The sequence below is a fragment of the Streptomyces lasalocidi genome (assembly GCF_005280215.1).
In the GTDB taxonomy this organism is placed as follows: Bacteria; Actinomycetota; Actinomycetes; order Streptomycetales; family Streptomycetaceae; genus Streptomyces; species Streptomyces longwoodensis.
Map to the genome: position 1 here is coordinate 4,952,349 of NZ_SZNQ01000001.1, position 18,574 is coordinate 4,970,922.

An 18,574-nucleotide genomic window follows, 5' to 3' on the forward strand; every position below is an offset into this window, starting at 1 on the left:
CAAGATCAGATCATCATACAAAGAAGTGCACGGGGCGCCTCGGAGTCGTCACCACTTCGCTACAACGTGCGTGAGATTCACGCCATTTGACCCTCGGGACGCTGCCGCTCCCCCTGGTGACCGCGCAGGCGTACGTCCTGCTCCGCCGACGCCCGTGCCTCCCGCGCCAGGTCGTCCGCGCGGACCCGGTCCGCCTGCGTCGCCGCGTTCCCGCGCGCGAACAGACGCCGCGCCTCCGCCAGACGCGTCCGGGCCGTCACCCGCACGCCCTCCCGGTGCGTCGCGAGGAACGCCTCCGCCGCGGCCACGGAGTCGGCCGCCGTCAGGCGCGCCGCGGCCGCCAGCACCCCGGAGTCCCCGGCGGCCAGGGGCTCCGTCGCCCGTGCGACACGCCGCAGCAGGTCCAGGGGGTCGTACGGCCGTCCCGACGTCACCTCCGCGCGTACGGCGGCCAGGACCGTGTCGGCGTGCAGCAGCAGCGGGGCCACGTGCGACGCGTCCTCCGGCCGGGTGGGCGCGCGGTGGGCCGCCAGTTCCGCCTCCGCTCCGGTCAGCGCCGCCGGGACCAACCGGGCCGCCCCGTCCAGGTCCCGCGCCAACCGGTCGGTCTCGGCCAGGAACACCCCGGCCCGGGCGATCGCGCCCTTGGCCGCGCGCAGGTGCCCGGTGGCCTCCGCGGGGCGTCCCATGTCGCTCGCCTGCCGGGCGCTGTTGAGCTCGGTGGTCGCCAGCACCAGCCGGTCCTTGGCGAGTTCCGGGTACCCGGTCACCGCGTCGAGGGCGGTGGGTGCGTACCGGGCGTGGAGCGCGGACAGGGTGGCCTCCACCGCCGGGGTACGGGCGGTCAGTTCACGGAACCGCGCCTCCGCGGCCTCCAACGCCCGTGGCAGCTCTGCCGCTTGGACCGACCGGTCCGCCGATCCCGCGTCCAGCGTCCGGATCACCTCCTCGCACCGGCCCGCGATCCCGGCCAGCACGTGCCGCCGCTCCGCCGTGTCCGCCGGTACGCCCTCGTCGTACCGCTGCCGCATCGCGAACGCCGACGCCAGTTCCGCCTCGGCGTCTCGCACGGCCCGGGCCGAGGGGGCCACCGCCTCCGGGCCCCCGCGCGCCTCCGCGAAGACGAGTTCCTCGCGGACCGCGAGCAGCCGGTTCTCGGCGTCGACCAGTCCCGGTACGCCCTCCCCGGAGCCCTCGCCGCCCCCGTGTCCGGGTGCCGCTGCCTCCCCGTCCGCCGCCCGTGGGGCGTCCGCCGTCCGCCCACCCGGCGCCGTACGGCTCGTGGCCCGGCGCCTGCGGCGCAGGTAGCCGTAGCCCGCCAGGGCGCCCGCCGCGCCCACCACCGCCACGGGCAGGACCAGGTCCGCCCCGGACGTCTCGTCACCGTCGGTCGCGGCGGCCGCGCTCACCGTGCTGCCGACAGGTGAGGGCGTGGTGATCGCAACCGGAGCGGCCGTGGGCGGCGTCATCCCCGGCAACACCAGCCACACGAACCCGGCCGCACCACCGAGCACGGCGTGCGCCACCCGCACGGACAGGTGCGGTCCGGCACGCCGCGGCCGGCCTCGGAACAGGGGCGACGTCACATTCGGGAGCGTATGACCGCGGCCACGGCCCCGCGACCGGGGTACGGCCGGGCGGCGGCGGGCCCGCGCCCACCGGGCGGGGCGGTGGACCGGGCGACAGGGGAGGGGACACCGGGTGGACCGGCCGACGGAGACAGGCACACCGGCGGAGGCGTCGACAGAGGCGCCAGAGACAGCAGAGGCGGCAACGGGAGCCGCAGCAGGGGCACCACCGGCAGAGGCACCCCCCGCCGAGGAACCCACCACCCCCCGCCGCACCTGGCCCCGCCGGACCCGCCGCACCGCCCTCGCCCTGCTCCTCCTGGTCCTGCTCCCGGTCCTCGCCTCCCAGATCGCCCTGCGCGTCAACTACGCCGGTGACCCTGCCGACGGCACCCGCACCCGGGGCCGGGACGCCCTCTGGCTCGGGCACGCCTGGGTCGACGGGCGCAAGGACGACGCCGACGTGGCCGCGCTGGCCGACCGGCTCGCGGGCACCGGGGTCAAGGACCTGTACGTGCACGCCGGGCCGCTGGAACACGACGGCACGCTGCCCGCGTCGCTGTACCCCAAGGCCCGCTGGCTGGTGGGCGCGGTGCACCGGGAGATGCCCGGGGTGCGGGTGCAGGCCTGGCTCGGGGACGTGCTCGCCACCGAGGGGCCGACCGGGATGCGGCTGGCGGACGCCGGCACCCGCGACCACGTCGTACGGTCCACCCGGCAGGTCCTCGACGCCGGCTTCGAGGGCGCCCACTTCGACCTGGAGCCGCTGCACTCGGGCGACCGCCACTACCTCGGCCTGCTGGAGCGGCTGCACGCCGTGACCCGTGCCCGGAACGTCCCCCTGTCGGTCGCCGCCCACCAGATCGACCCGCTGCCCGGCTTCCACTCCTTCTGGGGCACGGTCGCCGGGCACCCCAAGTGGTGGTCGCAGGCGTTCTTCGGTGAGGTCGCGCGCCGCGTCGACCAGATCGCCGTCATGTCGTACGACACCATGCAGCCGCTGCAGAGCACCTACGGCGGCTACGTCGCCCAGCAGACCTCGCTCGCGCTGGAGGTCACCCCGCCCGGCACCGACCTGCTGATGGGGCTGCCCTTCTACCACGAGAACCGCTTCGGCCACTGGAACCATGCGGAGACCGCCCGGGCCGCCGTCCGCGGCGCCCGCCTCGGCCTCTCCCGCACGGACGCCGACCGCGAGCACTTCGGGGTGGCCCTGTACGTCGACTTCGCGGCCACGGACGCCGACTGGACGGCGTACCGCGAGGGCTGGGCGGACGACAGGGCCGGGTGAGGGACCGCGGAGTGCGGCCCGCCCGCGTGCTCAGCCTCCTGCGCCGCGTCTCCTGATCTTCGAGCCGAGCCACACCAGGGGGTCGTACTTGCGGTCGACGGCGCGTTCCTTCAGGGGGATCAGGGCGTTGTCGGTGATCTTGATGCCCTCGGGGCAGACCTCCGTGCAGCACTTGGTGATGTTGCAGTAGCCCAGGCCGTGGACCTCCTGGGCCGCGCGTTCGCGGTCCAGGCCGGTGTCCGCGGCCGCGTCCAGCGGGTGCATGTCGAGTTCGGCGACCCGCATCAGGAAGCGCGGTCCCGCGAAGGCCGTCTTGTTCTCCTCGTGGTCACGCACCACGTGGCAGGTGTCCTGGCACAGGAAGCACTCGATGCACTTGCGGAACTCCTGCGGACGGTCCACGTCCTCCTGCATCATGCGGTACTCGCCGGGGCCCAGTCCGGCGGGCGGCACGAACGCCGGGACCTCCCGCGCCTTGCGGTAGTTGAAGCCGACGTCCGTCACCAGGTCGCGGACCACGGGGAAGGCCCGCAGCGGGGTCACCGTGATCGTCTCGGCCCGGTCGAAGACCGACATGCGGGTCATGCACATCAGCCGCGGGCGCCCGTTGACCTCGGCCGAGCACGAACCGCACTTGCCGGCCTTGCAGTTCCAGCGGACGGCCAGGTCGGGGGCCTGGGTGGCCTGGAGGCGGTGGATGATGTCCAGCACCACCTCGCCCTCGTTGACCTCGACCCGGTAGTCCTCCAGGCCGCCGCCGTCCACGTCCCCCCGCCACACCTTGAATCGAGCCTGGTAGCCGCTCACTCGTACAGCTCCTCCTCGGCGAGGTACTTGACCAGCTCCTCCTTGTCGAACAGGGCGAGCAGGTCCGGGCGGACGGGTTCGGTGGTCTCGCGGCCGAGGCGGATCCGGCCGCTCACCGGGTCGGTGGCGGCGAGGCCGCCCGTCGCACCGGTGGCCGCGAGGCCGCCCGTCGGGTCGGTCAGCGTGCACAGCAGGTTGATCCGGCGCCAGGCGCGGTCCATGGCCGGGTGGTCCTCGCGGGTGTGCCCGCCGCGCGACTCGGTGCGCTCCAGCGCGGCCCGCGCCACGCACTCGCTGACCAGCAGCATGTTGCGCAGGTCCAGGGCGAGGTGCCAGCCCGGGTTGAACTGGCGGTGCCCCTCGACGCCGGCCCGGCGCGCCCGCACCCGCAGCTCGGCGAGCTTCTCCAGGGCCTGCCGCATCTCGCCCTCCCGGCGGATGATGCCGACCAGGTCGTTCATGGTCTGCTGGAGCTCCTGGTGCAGGGTGTAGGGGTTCTCCGGGGGCCGCTCGCCGACCGCGGAGTCCTCGTGCTCGGCCTCGACCGAGACCTCGGCCTCGGCCTCGGCGGAGAACGGCCGCAGGGCCTCGGCCGCCGCCGCGTCGACCTGCGCGTCGTCGGCCCGCGGACGGGCCGCGGCCAGCCCGGCCGCGTACTCGGCGGCGTGCCAGCCCGCCCGCCGGCCGAAGACCAGCAGGTCGGACAGGGAGTTGCCGCCGAGCCGGTTGGAGCCGTGCATGCCGCCCGCGACCTCACCGGCCGCGTACAGGCCCGGCACCCCGCGGGCGGCCGCCGAGTCGGAGTCGACCGCGATGCCGCCCATCACGTAGTGGCAGGTCGGCCCGACCTCCATCGCCTCGGCCGTGATGTCGACGTCGGCCAGCTCCTTGAACTGGTGGTACATCGACGGCAGCCGCCGCTTGATCACCTCGGCGGGCATCCGGGTGGACACGTCGAGGAAGACACCGCCGTGCGGGGAGCCCCGCCCGGCCTTGACCTCGGCGTTGATGGCGCGGGCGACCTCGTCGCGGGGGAGCAGCTCGGGCGGCCGCCGGTTGTGGTCCGGGTCGTCGTACCAGCGGTCGGCCTCCTCCTCCGCCTCGGCGTACTTCTCCTTGAAGACGTCGGGGACGTACCGGAACATGAACCGCTCGCCCTCGGAGTTGCGCAGCACCCCGCCGTCGCCGCGCACCGACTCGGTGACGAGGATGCCCTTGACCGACGGCGGCCAGACCATGCCGGTCGGGTGGAACTGCACGAACTCCATGTTCAGCAGCGGGGCGCCCGCGAGCAGCGCCAGCGCGTGCCCGTCGCCGGTGTACTCCCAGGAGTTGGACGTCACCTTGAAGGACTTGCCGATGCCGCCCGTCGCGATCACGACGGCCGGCGCCTGGAGGACGAAGAAGCGGCCGGACTCCCGCTCGTAGCCGAAGACACCGGACACGCGGTCGCCGTCCTTGAGCACCCGGGTGACCGTGCACTCCTGGAAGACCTTCAGCCGGGCCTCGTGGTCGCCGGTCTCCCGGAAGTCCTCCTGCTGGAGGGCGACGACCTTCTGCTGGAGGGTGCGGATCAGCTCCAGTCCCGTGCGGTCGCCGACGTGCGCGAGGCGCGGGTACTCGTGCCCGCCGAAGTTGCGCTGGGAGATCCGCCCGTCCTTCGTGCGGTCGAACAGCGCGCCCCACGTCTCCAGCTCCCACACCCGGTCCGGGGCCTCCTGGGCGTGCAGTTCGGCCATCCGCCACTGGTTGAGGAACTTCCCGCCGCGCAGGGTGTCGCGGAAGTGGACCTGCCAGTTGTCGTGTTCGTTGGCGTTGGCCATGGCGGCGGCGATGCCGCCCTCGGCCATCACCGTGTGCGCCTTGCCGAACAGCGACTTGCAGACCACCGCCGTACGGCAGCCCCGCTCGCGGGCCTCGATGGCGGCCCGCAGACCGGCACCGCCGGCCCCGACCACGACGACGTCCCACTCCTGGCGGTCGACCACGGACATCAGCAGGCCCCACTCACTAGACGCACCGGACACACGGGTGACGGACGGGAACGCGCACTGTGCTCACGGGAGTTGCTCACTAGAAGAAACGTGGATCGTCGAACGCCCCGGACGCGACGAGCCAGACGTAGAGGTCGGCGAGCGCCACGCTGACCAGCGACGCCCAGGCGAGCAGCATGTGCCGGGCGTTCAGCCGGCCCACGAACTGCCACATCCGGTAGCGCACGGGGTGCCGGGAGAAGTGCTTGAGCTTGCCGCCGACGATGTGCCGGCAGGAGTGGCAGGACAGGGTGTACGCCCAGATCAGCACGATGTTGAGCAGGAACACCAGGGTGCCGAGCCCCATGTGGCCCCAGGCGTAGTGCTCGTCGCGGAAGGCGAGCGCGGTGTCGTAGGTGAGGATCCCGGCGACGACGACCGCCGCGTAGAAGAAGTACCGGTGCAGGTTCTGCAGGACCAGCGGGAAGCGGGTCTCGCCGGTGTACGTCCGGTGCGGCTCGGCCACCGCGCAGGCCGGGGGCGAGGCCCAGAAGCCCCGGTAGTAGGCCTTGCGGTAGTAGTAGCAGGTCAGGCGGAAGCCCAGCGGGAAGACCAGGATGATGATCGCCGGGGAGATGCCCCACCAGCCGCCGAGGACCTCCCAGTTGGGCCCGGCGTGCATCGGCCTGCACCGCTCGGCCAGGCACGGCGAGTAGAACGGCGACACGTAGGGCGCCGCGTAGTAGTCCGAGTCCGCGAAGGCCCGCCAGGTCGAGTAGACGACGAAGGCCAGCAGACCGGCGGTGGTGGCGGCGGGCGCCAGCCACCAGCGGTCGGTGCGCAGGTGGGGGGCGGCGATCGCGGCGCGCGTGGCGCCGCGGACACCGCCCCGCGCCCGAGCGGGTTCGGTGGCAGGTGGTTCCGTACCAGTGGCCACGGGTGACTCCGGTCGGCTCAGGGGGCGCGACGGTCGCGGGCGCCGAGTCCCTCGTCGTCCGAGTCCGTCCACAGGGTGGTGTCGTAGGGGGTGTCGGGGATGGTCACGAGCTCCGGGACGGCGGCCACGACCGAGGTCGCGGCGGCCTGCCGGAGCAGGGCGACGCTCTCGCGCAGGTGCTGGGCGTCGGTGCGGACGCGGCGGATCTCCAGACCGCCGCCACCGACCTGTTTCTCCAGTCGGCCGACCGACCGGAGCAGCTCGTCCATGCAGCGCTGGATCGAAGCCAGGTCGTCGTTCACGGACATGACGTGCACCTCATTTCCGCGGGCCCGAGGCCCTGGACGGGGGGCGTTCATGCGCCTGCGAGTGTCGCGCGTCACACCGGCCGCTGGGAAGGGACGTGCAGCGAATTAGGGGGCGTACGGGTGTGCGCCGACCGGATACTGCGCCTGCGGGGCCGAAGGGCGTTGCGCCGCACGGGTGGCGTTCGGCCCCGCCCCGCCGTGTCGCCGCCGTCCGCTGAACCCTTTCCTCTTCACTCGCCGACGTACGCCGATAGATCTGATCAGCTCCATATACCGCCAAAAGTGATCACCCACCTGATCAATAGACCCGGCAGCACGCCCGGGAAGTCCCGAACACCGCGGAGCCGGAGGTAGCAGAGATGTCCCACGACGGCCTCGGACCGCGCGCGGTCATGCGCTCGGTCACCTTTCTGACCGCGACCGTCCTCGCGGTCCCCCTGCTGGCCGCCTGCGGCTCCGACGACGAGGCCGGGAAGCCCCTCGCCGCCCAGGACATCGCCACGGCCGGCCGCGCCCGGGTCGCCGACGGCGGCACGCTGCACTGGGCCGTCGACGACGTGCCCGAGACCTTCAACTCCTTCCAGGCCGACGCCGACGCCGCCACCAACCGGGTCGCCCAGGCCGTGCTGCCGGCGATGTACCGCCTCGACGCGGCCGGACGGCCCCGGCGGGACGCCGACTACCTGGAGTCCGCCAAGGTCGTGGACACCGAGCCGAAGCAGGTCGTCCTGTACCGGCTCGACCAGCAGGCCGTCTGGAGCGACGGCCGCGAGATCGGCGCCGCCGACTTCGCCGCCCAGTGGCGCGCCCTGTCCGGCAAGGACAGCGCCTACTGGACCGCCCGCAACGCCGGCTACGACCGCATCGAGAAGGTCGAGCGCGGCCGCAACGACCTGGAGGTCCGGGTCACCTTCGCGCGCCCCTACGCCGACTGGCGCTCGCTGTTCTCGCCGCTGTACCCCAAGGACGTCATGGGCACGCCCGACGCGTTCAACGACGGGGCGCGCCGCAAGCTGAAGGTGACGGCCGGGCCGTTCGCACTCCAGAAGGTCGACCGCAAGGCCAAGACGGTCACCCTCGCCCGCAACCCGCGCTGGTGGGGGCGGCCGGCGAAGCTGTCCGAGATCGTCCTGACGGCCGTGCCCCGCGAGGACCGGGCGTCCGCCTTGGCCGCCGGGAAGCTGGACCTCGCCGAGGTCGACCCGGCCGACGCCCGCCGCATCGAGACGGCGGCGAAGGGGTCGGCGGGCGCGGACGCGTCGGCGCCGGGGGCCGCCGAGGGGACGGGTGCGGCGAGGAAGAGCGGGAAGAGCGAGCACAGCGGGAAGGCCGACCCGAGCGAGGAGAGCGGGACGACCGACGACGAGCAGCAGCCGGACGACGAGCAGCAGCCCGACGAGAAGAAGACCGACGGCGACAAGACGGACGACGACAAGAAGACCGACGGCGACCAGAAGACCCACGGCGACAAGTCCGACGGCGAGAAGAAGAGCGACGACGGCGACAGCGACGAGGAGAGCACCGACGGCAAGGCCTCCCGCGCGGCGGCCGCCAAGGACGCCTCGCGCGACCTGGAGGTGCGCCGCTCGCTGGAGCCCGCGTACACCCAGCTCGCCCTGAACGGCTCCGAGGGCCCGCTCGCCGACGAGCGGGTGCGCCGCGCCGTGGCCCGGGCCCTGGACCGCAAGGAGCTGGCGAAGCTGGTGCTCAGGCCCCTGGGTCTGCCCGCCGAGCCGGTCGGCAGCCACCTCGCCCTGTCCGGCCAGGCGGCCTACGCCGACAACAGCGGCGCGCTCGGCGGCCAGGACACGGCCGAGGCGCGGGCCCTGCTCGGGGACGCCGGCTGGGTGCCCGGCGGCCGGGTCGACGAGGAGAAGACGGAGAAGGCGGCCGGGGGAGAGGGCGAGAAGTCCGACCGGGGCGCGAAGAGCAGCAGTTCCCCGAAGGCCGGCAAGAAGGACGACTCCGACGGGGACGACGAGGGGACGTACATCGTCGGGGAGGACGACAAGGGGCGGCGCGCGAGCGCCGGGGACGGCAAGGACCAGCGCAGCGGGCACGACGGGCGGCACCTCGCCCAGGACGGCCGGCCGTGGGTCGGCCGGGAGCTGAGCCAGGGCGGCATGGCCGGCGCCTACGCGCCCAAGGGCACCGCCGCGCCGGCCGGCTCGGCCTCGGGGGTGCTCGCCAAGGACGGCAAGGCGCTGAACCTGCGGTTCGTGCTGCCCTCGGGCGAGGGCTCCGAGACGCTGCGGGCGGTCGCCGAGCGGATCTCCTCGATGCTGGTGAAGGTCGGGATCCGCACCCAGATCACCAAGGTGTCCGAGGCGAGCTACTTCAAGGACCACATCGCGTCCGGGCAGTACGACCTCGCCCTGTACTCGTGGCCCGCGAGCGCCTTCCCCGCGACCGACGCGCGGCCGATCTACGCCAAGCCCGTGCCCGCCGCGGACGGGTCGCTCACCGTGGAGCAGAACTACACGCGGGTCGGCACCGACCAGGTGGACCAGTTGTTCGACCGGGCCGTCGCCACCCTGGACGAGGACGAGGCGCGGGACCTGCTGCGCAAGGCGGACAGCCGGATCTGGGCGGCCGCAGGATCGATTCCCCTGTACCAGCGGCCGCAGCTGGTGGCCGCCCGGAAGGACCTGGTGAACGCGGGCGCCTTCGGGTTCGGGACGCCGGTGTACGAGGACATGGGCTTCCTGAAGAAGGGCGCGGTGCGGGACGCGGCGAGCCCGTCGCAGAAATAGGGCAGGAGCAGGGAGCGCCCAGGTCGAGGGGTGCTCGGGGCCGGTCGTACCGGCCCGTGCGGAGCCGTCCTGCGGGGCGGCCCCGCCCCGGCCTCACCGGGCCCGGAAGCCCCTGGCGCGATCGCCCCGTACCATGGGGTGAGGCCGTGGCACGTTCAGCCCGGCAGGGCCCGCGCCCCACAGACGTACGCGCCGGGCTTTCCTCACACTCCGGGAGTACGCCACCTCATGGCAGTGACCGCAACACGTCACGACATCCGCAACGTCGCCATCGTCGCGCACGTCGACCACGGCAAGACGACCATCGTCGACGGCATGCTGAAGCAGGCCGGTGCCTTCGCCGCCCACCAGCTCGACTCGGTCGACGACCGCATGATGGACTCGAACGACCTGGAGCGTGAGAAGGGCATCACGATCCTCGCCAAGAACACGGCGGTGAAGTACCACCCCAAGGACGGCGGGGAGCCCATCACGATCAACATCATCGACACCCCCGGCCACGCCGACTTCGGTGGCGAGGTCGAGCGCGGTCTGTCGATGGTCGACGGTGTCGTGCTGCTCGTGGACGCGTCCGAGGGCCCGCTGCCGCAGACCCGGTTCGTGCTGCGCAAGGCGCTCAGCCAGCGGCTGCCGATCATCCTGTGCATCAACAAGACGGACCGTCCCGACGCCCGGATCGACGAGGTCGTCAACGAGACGTACGACCTCTTCCTCGACCTGGACGCCGACGAGGAGCAGATCGAGTTCCCGATCGTCTACGCGTGCGGCCGGGACGGCGTCGCCTCCCTGACCAAGCCCGCCGACGGCACCGTCCCCGGTGACTCGGACAGCCTGGAGCCGTTCTTCTCGACGATCCTGGAGCACATCCCCGCGCCCACCTACGAGGAGGACGCCCCGCTCCAGGCGCACGTCACCAACCTGGACGCCGACAACTTCCTCGGCCGCATCGCGCTGCTGCGCGTGCACCAGGGCGAGCTGAAGAAGGGGCAGACCGTCGCCTGGATGAAGCGCGACGGCTCCGTGCAGAACGTGCGGATCTCCGAGCTGATGATGACCGAGGCGCTCACCCGCAAGCCCGCCGAGAAGGCCGGCCCCGGTGACATCTGCGCCGTCGCCGGCATCCCGGAGATCATGATCGGCGAGACGCTGGCCGACCCCGAGAACCCGGTGGCGCTGCCGCTGATCACGGTGGACGAGCCGGCCATCTCGATGACCATCGGCACCAACACCTCCCCGCTGGTCGGCCGCGGCGGCACCGGCAAGGGCGCGGACGCCAAGGCGGCCGTCAAGGACCGCAAGGTCACCGCCCGCCAGGTCAAGGACCGCCTCGACCGCGAGCTGATCGGCAACGTCTCGCTGCGCGTGCTGGACACCGACCGCCCGGACGCCTGGGAGGTCCAGGGCCGCGGTGAGCTGGCCCTCGCCATCCTGGTCGAAACCATGCGCCGGGAGGGCTACGAGCTGACGGTCGGCAAGCCGCAGGTCGTCACCAAGGACGTCGACGGCAAGGTCTACGAGCCGGTCGAGCGCATGACGATCGACGTGCCCGAGGAGCACATGGGCGCGGTCACGCAGCTCATGGGCGTGCGCAAGGGCCGGATGGACAACATGTCCAACCACGGCTCCGGCTGGGTCCGCATGGAGTTCGTCGTGCCCTCGCGCGGCCTGATCGGCTTCCGCACGGAGTTCCTCACCCAGACCCGCGGCACGGGCATCGGCCACTCCATCCACGAGGGCCACGAGCCCTGGTTCGGCACGCTGACCACCCGCAACAACGGCTCGCTGGTCGCGGACCGCTCGGGTGCCGTCACGGCGTTCGCGATGACGAACCTCCAGGAGCGCGGCGTGCTCTTCGTGGAGCCCGGCACCGAGGTGTACGAGGGCATGATCGTCGGTGAGAACTCACGTGCCGACGACATGGACGTGAACATCACCAAGGAGAAGAAGCTCACCAACATGCGGTCGTCCACGGCCGACGTGGCCGAGTCGATCGTGCCGCCGCGCAAGCTGTCGCTGGAGCAGTCCCTGGAGTTCTGCCGCGACGACGAGTGCGTCGAGGTGACCCCGGAGGCCGTGCGCATCCGCAAGGTCGCGCTGGACCAGCGTGAGCGCGCCCGCGCGGCGAGCCGCGCCAAGCACGGCTGAGCCGAGGCCCCCGCAACGAGTCGTACGACCCGGTTCTCTCCCTGGGAGAGGGCCGGGTCGTCGGCGTACCCCGGGGGCGGGACGGGAGGGCTCGACGGACACTCGACGGACGACTGATGAGTAACCGTCCGGAAATCGGTGACCGGCCGATCGTGTTTCGGACATGTGAACGCAAATTGCCTACGTTATGCCCGGTTTGACGGTTACTTATCTCGGATGTCAAGCGCGCGTAGGTGTCAGTCTTCGCAATTTTTGCTCAAAATGTGGACCGTAGGGAGATCCCTATGTCTTCCGCCCTTGACGCGCGTTGAACGTTTTGGCGACAGTTCCCCCAAACCACAGAGCCTGCCGGTATCTGTGCTGCGCTCAACTCTCCTACCCCGCGGGGGAAGAACACACATGACCAGTCCAACCAAGGCCGAGGGCCCCGGGTCTGCGGTCGCCTTGGACCCCGAGGTGGCGTCGACGGCCGCCGAGACCGACAAGGGCAAGGAACTCGTCGGTCGTTCCCCCGGCCAGTTGATGTGGATCCGCTTCAAGCGGGACCGCGTCGGCGTGATCTCGGCCTGTGTCGTGGTCTTCTTCTTCGTCGTGGGCCTGCTGGCGCCCCTGATATCGAAGCTCTACGGCAAGGACCCGTACACGGTGTTCGCCGACGAGCGCCCGGACCTGTTCGACAGCGCGGGTGTCCCCCTGCAGCCCAACGGCGGCATCAGCGGGGACTTCTGGTTCGGTCTCGAGCCCGGCAACGGGTACGACGTCTTCACCAAGCTGCTCTACGGCATCCGCAACTCGCTCGGCATCTCGGTGGCCGTCACCGTCGCCACCGTCCTCACCGGTGTCCTCCTCGGTGTCATGGCGGGCTACATGGGCGGCAAGGTCGACTTCGCCGTCAGCCGCGTCGTCGACTTCCTCCTCGCCTTTCCCGCGCAGCTGTTCTTCATCGCCAGCATGCCCGTCGTGGTCTCGCTCTTCGTCGACCCCAAGGACGAGACGCCGGTCTACGTCCGGGTGGTCGCGCTGATCGCCGTGCAGTGGGTCCTGGGCTGGATGAGCCTGGCCCGTATCCTCCGGGGCACCGCGCTCTCGCTCGCCGGCCGCGAGTTCATCGAAGCGGCCAGGGTGAGCGGGGCCTCACCGTGGCGGATCATCCGCAAGGAAGTCCTGCCCAACGTGGTCACGCCGATCCTCGTGCAGTCCACGTACATGCTCCCGGCCTTCGTCACGGCCGAAGCCGGCCTCTCGTTCCTCGGCGTGGGTCTCGTCGAGCCGACGCCCGACTGGGGACAGATGTTCTCCAAGGCGTCCACCGAACTCGTGATGCAGAACGACATCACGTACATGTTCTTCCCGGGTATCTCCATGATCATCTTCATCGTGGCGTTCAACCTGCTCGGGGACTCGGTCCGCGACGCCTTCGACCCCAAGACGGCTCGCTGACCGACGGGATGGGCATCCTGCCCGAACCAGCCCGCGGCGGCGACCTCGCCGTCGCGGACGACGCTTCATTTCATCGCAGTTGTGACACATGGATGGGTGGGAAACCGAGTGATGGGTAAGGGTGGACGCCACACGTACGCCGCCATCTCCGTGCTCGCGGCCGGAGCGCTTGCGCTCACCGGCTGCAGCTCCGGTGGCAGCAAGGGCGGGGCCAGCAACGAGAAGGACACGGAGAACGCCAAGCGGCAGCAGTCCTCCATCGAGTTCGGCAAGGCTCAGGACTCGGTCGGTCCGGCTCCCGAGGTTCCCGGCGCCAAGGCGGGCGGCACGGTGACCGTCCTGCAGCGGGACACCTACGCCCACCTCGACCCGGCGCAGATCTACGTCTCCGACGAGGGTTCCCTCTCCTCGATCATCCACCGCGGTCTGACCGGCTACAAGGCGACCAGCGACGACGGCGCCAAGCACGAGGTCGTCGGTGACCTCGCCACCGACAGCGGCACCACCACCGACGGCGGCAAGACCTGGACGTACCAGCTGAAGGACGGCATCAAGTGGGCCGACGGCACGCCGATCACCTCGGCTGACGTCCGCCACACCTTCGAGCGCCTCTTCGCGCCGTTCATCTCCAACGGCCCGACGTACATTCAGCAGTGGATGGCCAACACCCCGGGCACCGAGTACCGCGGCCTCCTCAAGGGCGGTCCGTACGGCGGCAAGCACCTGCCGGACACCGTCCTCGCGACCCCGGACGACAAGACGATCGTCTTCAAGTTCAAGGAGCCGAAGCCGGACCTGCCGTACGCGCTCGCCATGGCGGGCTACTCCGTGGTGTCGCAGAAGAAGGACACCAAGGAGAAGTACGACAAGGCCCCGATGACCGCCGGTCCCTACAAGATCGCGGACTTCAAGTCGGGCAAGTCCATGACGCTGGTCAAGAACACGAACTGGGACCCGAAGACGGACCCGATCCGCCACCAGTACGTCAACCAGTTCAACTTCCTCTTCAACAAGCAGTACGAGGACTCCACCAAGACGCTGCTCGACGACTCGGGCGTCAACGCCACGTCGATCAGCTTCAACAACCAGGTCGACGCCGGCAACCTGTCCAAGGTGCTCGCCGACCCGAAGCTGAAGACCCGCGTGGTCTCCGGCTACCAGCCCTACGTCGGCCAGATGGACATCAACATGTCCCAGCCGGAGATGAAGGACAAGAAGGTCCGCGAGGCCATCGCCTACGCGCTGCCCATCACGCCCTTCGTCCGCGCCTACGGCGGTGCCCAGGCCATGGAGGTCGCCGGCGGTCTGATCAGCCCGACCGTCTCCGGCTACAACCCGAGCTTCGACCCGTTCGGCAAGAAGAAGAAGCCGGCCGGTGACCCGGTGAAGGCCAAGGCGCTGCTGAAGGAGGCCGGCAAGGTCGGCATGAAGCTGACCTTCGGCTACATCAACACCCCGGAGGGCCAGCAGTACTCCACCGCCATGGCGGCGGGTCTGCAGAAGGCCGGCTTCAACGTCCAGCGCCAGGAGATCCCGGCCGAGACGTACTACGACCAGATCGGCAAGGTCAAGAACAACTTCGACATCTACCACACCGCGTGGGGTGCCGACTGGCCGAGCGCCTCGACGGTCGTCCCGCCGCTGTACGACGGCCGCGTCATCCAGGACGGCGCCGCCAACTACGCGCACATCAACGACCAGAAGGTCAACGCGGACATCGACCGGGTCAACAAGATCACGGACCCGGTCAAGGCCGCTGAGGAGTGGAACAAGGTCAGCGAGTACATCGTCAAGGATGTCGTCTCCAACATCCCGACGGGCTACTACAAGCAGACCCAGATCGCCGGTTCGAAGGTCGGCGGCCTCGTGTACGACGACGTCCTCGGTGGCGTCGACCCGCGCAGGCTGTTCGTGAAGTAACCGCCTCCACCTCCCACGGTGCTTGTGGGCGCCCCGCCGTCCGGCGGGGCGCCCCCTGACCGCACAGCCTTCCCACGCCCGAAAGCTGCCTCCTGATGCTGCGCTTCATCTTCCGCCGGTCACTCGGCGCCGTCGTGATCCTGGTCCTGTTGACCGTGGTCGCGTTCCTGCTCTTCTTCGGCATGCCACGCGATCCGGCGCTGCTGATGTGCGGCAAGACCTGTACACCGGACGCCCTGGCCAACATCCACAAGACGCTGGGGATCGACAAGTCGATCCCGGAGCAGTTCTGGATCTTCCTCCAGGGCCTCTTCGCGGGCCGGGACGACTTCGCCCAGGGCCCCTGCCCCGCCCCGTGCTTCGGCTACTCGTACCACACCAACGAAAACGTCTGGTCGACCCTCATCGACCGCCTGCCGACCACGGTCTCGCTGGCCCTCGGTTCCGCCGTCCTCTTCCTGTTCGTCGGTCTCGGCTCGGGTCTGCTCGCGGCCTGGAAGCGCGGCACGGTCATCGACAAGAGCTTCACGGCCGGCGCGATGGTCCTCAGCTCCATGCAGATCTACTTCCTTGGCCCGCTCGCCATGGCCTTCCTGGTCTTCCAGCTGCACCTGTTCGACCAGCCGGAGTACACGCCCTTCACCGCCAACCCTGCGGACTGGTTCACCGGGCTGCTCATCCCCTGGGCCGTGCTCTCGACGATCTTCGCTGCTCAGTACACTCGTATGGCGCGCTCGTCGATGATCGAGCAGCTCCAGGAGGAGCATGTGCGGACCGCCCGGGCCAAGGGCATGTCGCGGAGCTACGTGTTCTTCCGCTACGCCTGGCGGGGCTCGCTCATCCCGATCGTGACCATCTTCGGCATCGACATCGGCTCGCTGCTGGGCGGCGCGATCATCACCGAGTACACGTTCGGCCTGCCGGGCCTCGGACACCTGGCCGTGGACGCGGTGAAGTTCAGCGACCTGCCCCTGCTGCTGGGCGTGATGCTGTTCTCGGCCGCCATGATCCTTCTGTTCAACATCATCGTCGATGCGTGCTACGCGTTCATCGACCCGCGCGTGCGGCTGTCCTAGGAGCTCTCTGTGACCACTCTCACCAAGGAATCGGGGGCTCCCACCTCGGCCGACGCCGGGGCCTTCCTCTCCGTGCGCGACCTGCGCGTCCAGTTCAGGACCGAGGACGGCATCGTCAAGGCGGTCGACGGGCTCTCCTTCGACCTGGAGCGGGGCAGGACCCTCGGCATCGTCGGCGAGTCGGGCTCCGGCAAGTCGGTGACGAACCTGACCATCCTCGGTCTGCACAACCCGCAGTTCGCCACCATCGACGGTGAGATCGTGCTGGACGGCCAGGAGCTGATCACCGCCCGCGAGCGGGAGCTGGAGAAGCTCCGCGGCAACAAGATGGCGATGATCTTCCAGGACCCGCTGACCGCGCTGTCCCCGTACTACACGGTGGGCCGGCAGCTGTCCGAGCCCTTCATGAAGCACAAGGGCGCCTCCAAGAAGGAGGCGAAGGACCGCGCGATCGAGATGCTGACCAAGGTCGGCATCCCGCAGCCCAAGGTCCGCTTCGACGACTACCCGCACCAGTTCTCCGGCGGCATGCGCCAGCGCGCCATGATCGCCATGGCGCTGATGTGCGACCCCGACCTGCTGATCGCCGACGAGCCGACCACCGCGCTCGACGTGACCGTGCAGGCCCAGATCCTCGACCTGCTCAAGGACCTCCAGCAGGAGTTCGGCTCCGCGATCGTCTTCATCACCCACGACCTCGGCGTCATCTCCAAGATGGCCGACGACCTGCTGGTGATGTACGCGGGCCGGGCCGTGGAGCGGGGCAGCGTGAAGGAGGTGCTGGGCGCGCCCCGGCACCCGTACACCTGGGGCCTGCTCAGCTCGATGCCGCGGCTGAACAGCGACATCCACCAGGCGCTCACCCCCATCCCGGGTTCGCCGCCCTCGCTGCTCAACCCGCCGTCGGGGTGCCCCTTCCACCCGCGCTGCGCCTTCCGGTCGGAGGTCCCGGGCACCCTGTGCACCGACAGCCGGCCGTCGCTGGGCGAGGGACGTGCCGCGGCGTGCCACCTGACGGCGGAGCAGAAGCAGACCATCTTCATCGACAAGATCCAGCCCCGGCTGCGCTAGGGAGATCCGAGACATGAGCGACAACCTCACCCTCCCCGCACAGCAGGGCTCCGCCGACGCCTCTTCTCCGTCGACCGAGACACTGCTGAAGGTCGAGGGGCTGACCAAGCACTTCCCCATCTACGGCGGCTTCCCGATCCGGCGCAAGGTCGGCGCGGTCCAGGCCGTCGACGGCGTGAACCTCTCGGTCGGCGTCGGCGAGAGCGTCGGCCTGGTGGGCGAGTCCGGCTGCGGCAAGTCGACGACGGGCCGGCTGATCACCCGGCTCCTGGAGCCGACCGCCGGCCGGATCACCTACGCCGGGCAGGACATCACGCACGCCTCGCGGCGGGAGCTGGCGCCGGTGCGGTCCGAGATCCAGATGATCTTCCAGGACCCGTACTCCTCGCTGAACCCGCGGCAGACCGTCGGCACGATCATCAAGTCGCCGATGGAGGTCAACGGGATCGACCCGGCCGGTGGTCGCGAGAAGAGGGTCCGCGAGCTGCTGGAGCTGGTGGGCCTCAACCCCGAGCACTACAACCGCTTCCCGCACGAGTTCTCCGGCGGCCAGCGGCAGCGCATCGGGGTCGCCCGGGCGCTCGCCCTCAACCCCAAGCTGATCATCGCCGACGAACCGGTCTCCGCGCTGGACGTGTCGATCCAGGCGCAGGTCGTGAACCTGCTGCAGAAGGTCCAGGACGAGCTGGGCATCGCCTTCGTGTTCATCGCGCACGACCTGGCGATCGTCCGGCACTTCTCGCAGCGCATCGCGGTCATGTACCTGGGCAAGGTGGTCGAGGTCGGCGACCGGGACTCCATCTACAACCGTCCCCGGCACCCCTACACCCACGCCCTGCTGTCCGCGGTCCCCGAGGTGGAGATCGACGGCGAGGACGACGGCCGTGAGCGCATCCGGCTCTCGGGCGACGTGCCCTCCCCGATCCAGCCACCGTCCGGCTGCCGCTTCCGCACCCGGTGCTGGAAGGCGCAGGACAAGTGCGCGACGGAGGAGCCCCCGCTGGTCCAGCTCTCCGGCAACCGGGGCGGCCACCTGACGGCGTGCCACTTCCCGGAGGACCCGACGACCGAGGACCGCGGTGAGGACATCGTCCTCGACCCGGCCCTCGCGGCCCTCGAGGACGACGCGACGCAGTAACGCACCGGACCGCGCGCGGGCGCGCGGACGGCACGGCCGTGGGGCCGGGGAACACTCCCCGGCCCCACGGCGTGTTCTCCGGCCCTGCTCGCTCCCCTTGTCCTCCATGTGACCGCCGAATGGCCGAGGCGCGCATGCGCGGCACCC

The 18,574-nt window shown here is 70.6% G+C and carries 13 protein-coding genes; 8 read left to right on the forward strand and 5 right to left on the reverse strand.

What is annotated here, in order from left to right; genetic code table 11:
- Positions 1-77: 77 nt before the first annotated feature.
- Positions 78-1,586, reverse strand: a complete 1,509-nt coding sequence (locus tag E4U91_RS22460) for a hypothetical protein (RefSeq protein WP_241678662.1) — start codon at positions 1,584-1,586, stop codon at positions 78-80.
- Between the two features lie 115 nt (positions 1,587-1,701).
- On the opposite strand from E4U91_RS22460, the gene E4U91_RS22465 reads away from it, so the two are divergent.
- Positions 1,702-2,859, forward strand: a complete 1,158-nt coding sequence (locus E4U91_RS22465) for a glycoside hydrolase family 18 protein (RefSeq protein WP_241678663.1) — start codon at positions 1,702-1,704, stop codon at positions 2,857-2,859.
- Positions 2,860-2,889: 30 nt separating this feature from the next.
- On the opposite strand, the gene E4U91_RS22470 is transcribed toward E4U91_RS22465, so the two are convergent.
- The 4 genes from E4U91_RS22470 to E4U91_RS22485 all read right to left on the reverse strand — a co-directional run bounded on the left by E4U91_RS22470 (position 2,890) and on the right by E4U91_RS22485 (position 6,884).
- A complete protein-coding gene (locus tag E4U91_RS22470) occupies positions 2,890-3,666 on the reverse strand; it encodes a succinate dehydrogenase/fumarate reductase iron-sulfur subunit (RefSeq protein ID WP_137308500.1) in 777 nt (258 codons plus the stop codon).
- Positions 3,663-5,660 (reverse strand): fumarate reductase/succinate dehydrogenase flavoprotein subunit, encoded by a 1,998-nt coding sequence (locus E4U91_RS22475; protein WP_137308501.1) that lies wholly within the window; start codon positions 5,658-5,660, stop codon positions 3,663-3,665. The genes E4U91_RS22470 and E4U91_RS22475 overlap by 4 nt, the downstream gene beginning before the upstream one ends.
- A gap of 79 nt (positions 5,661-5,739) precedes the next feature.
- The gene (locus tag E4U91_RS22480) at positions 5,740-6,576 is read right to left on the reverse strand and encodes a hypothetical protein (RefSeq protein WP_137308502.1); all 837 of its coding nucleotides are present in this window, start codon (positions 6,574-6,576) and stop codon (positions 5,740-5,742) included.
- Between the two features lie 17 nt (positions 6,577-6,593).
- On the reverse strand, positions 6,594-6,884 hold the full coding sequence (locus E4U91_RS22485; RefSeq protein WP_137308503.1) for a hypothetical protein: 291 nt from the start codon (positions 6,882-6,884) through the stop codon (positions 6,594-6,596).
- 359 nt (positions 6,885-7,243) lie between these two features.
- Between E4U91_RS22485 and E4U91_RS22490 the strand changes: the two genes are divergently transcribed.
- The 7 genes from E4U91_RS22490 to E4U91_RS22520 all read left to right on the forward strand — a co-directional run bounded on the left by E4U91_RS22490 (position 7,244) and on the right by E4U91_RS22520 (position 18,427).
- Positions 7,244-9,637 (forward strand): ABC transporter family substrate-binding protein, encoded by a 2,394-nt coding sequence (locus E4U91_RS22490; RefSeq protein ID WP_137308504.1) that lies wholly within the window; start codon positions 7,244-7,246, stop codon positions 9,635-9,637.
- 228 nt (positions 9,638-9,865) lie between these two features.
- Positions 9,866-11,782, forward strand: a complete 1,917-nt coding sequence (gene typA / locus E4U91_RS22495; protein WP_137308505.1) for a translational GTPase TypA — start codon at positions 9,866-9,868, stop codon at positions 11,780-11,782.
- Positions 11,783-12,181: 399 nt separating this feature from the next.
- Positions 12,182-13,222: an ABC transporter permease gene (locus E4U91_RS22500; RefSeq protein WP_137308506.1), complete on the forward strand. Its 1,041-nt coding sequence runs from the start codon at positions 12,182-12,184 to the stop codon at positions 13,220-13,222.
- 111 nt (positions 13,223-13,333) lie between these two features.
- The gene (locus E4U91_RS22505) at positions 13,334-15,142 is read left to right on the forward strand and encodes an ABC transporter substrate-binding protein (protein ID WP_137308507.1); all 1,809 of its coding nucleotides are present in this window, start codon (positions 13,334-13,336) and stop codon (positions 15,140-15,142) included.
- Between the two features lie 95 nt (positions 15,143-15,237).
- A complete protein-coding gene (locus E4U91_RS22510) occupies positions 15,238-16,218 on the forward strand; it encodes an ABC transporter permease (protein WP_137308508.1) in 981 nt (326 codons plus the stop codon).
- A 9-nt stretch (positions 16,219-16,227) separates the two neighbouring features.
- Positions 16,228-17,289 (forward strand): ABC transporter ATP-binding protein, encoded by a 1,062-nt coding sequence (locus tag E4U91_RS22515; RefSeq protein ID WP_137308509.1) that lies wholly within the window; start codon positions 16,228-16,230, stop codon positions 17,287-17,289.
- Positions 17,290-17,302: 13 nt separating this feature from the next.
- Entirely contained in the window at positions 17,303-18,427 is a 1,125-nt protein-coding gene (locus tag E4U91_RS22520; protein ID WP_137308510.1) for an ABC transporter ATP-binding protein, read from the forward strand.
- The last annotated feature ends 147 nt before the right edge of the window (positions 18,428-18,574 follow it).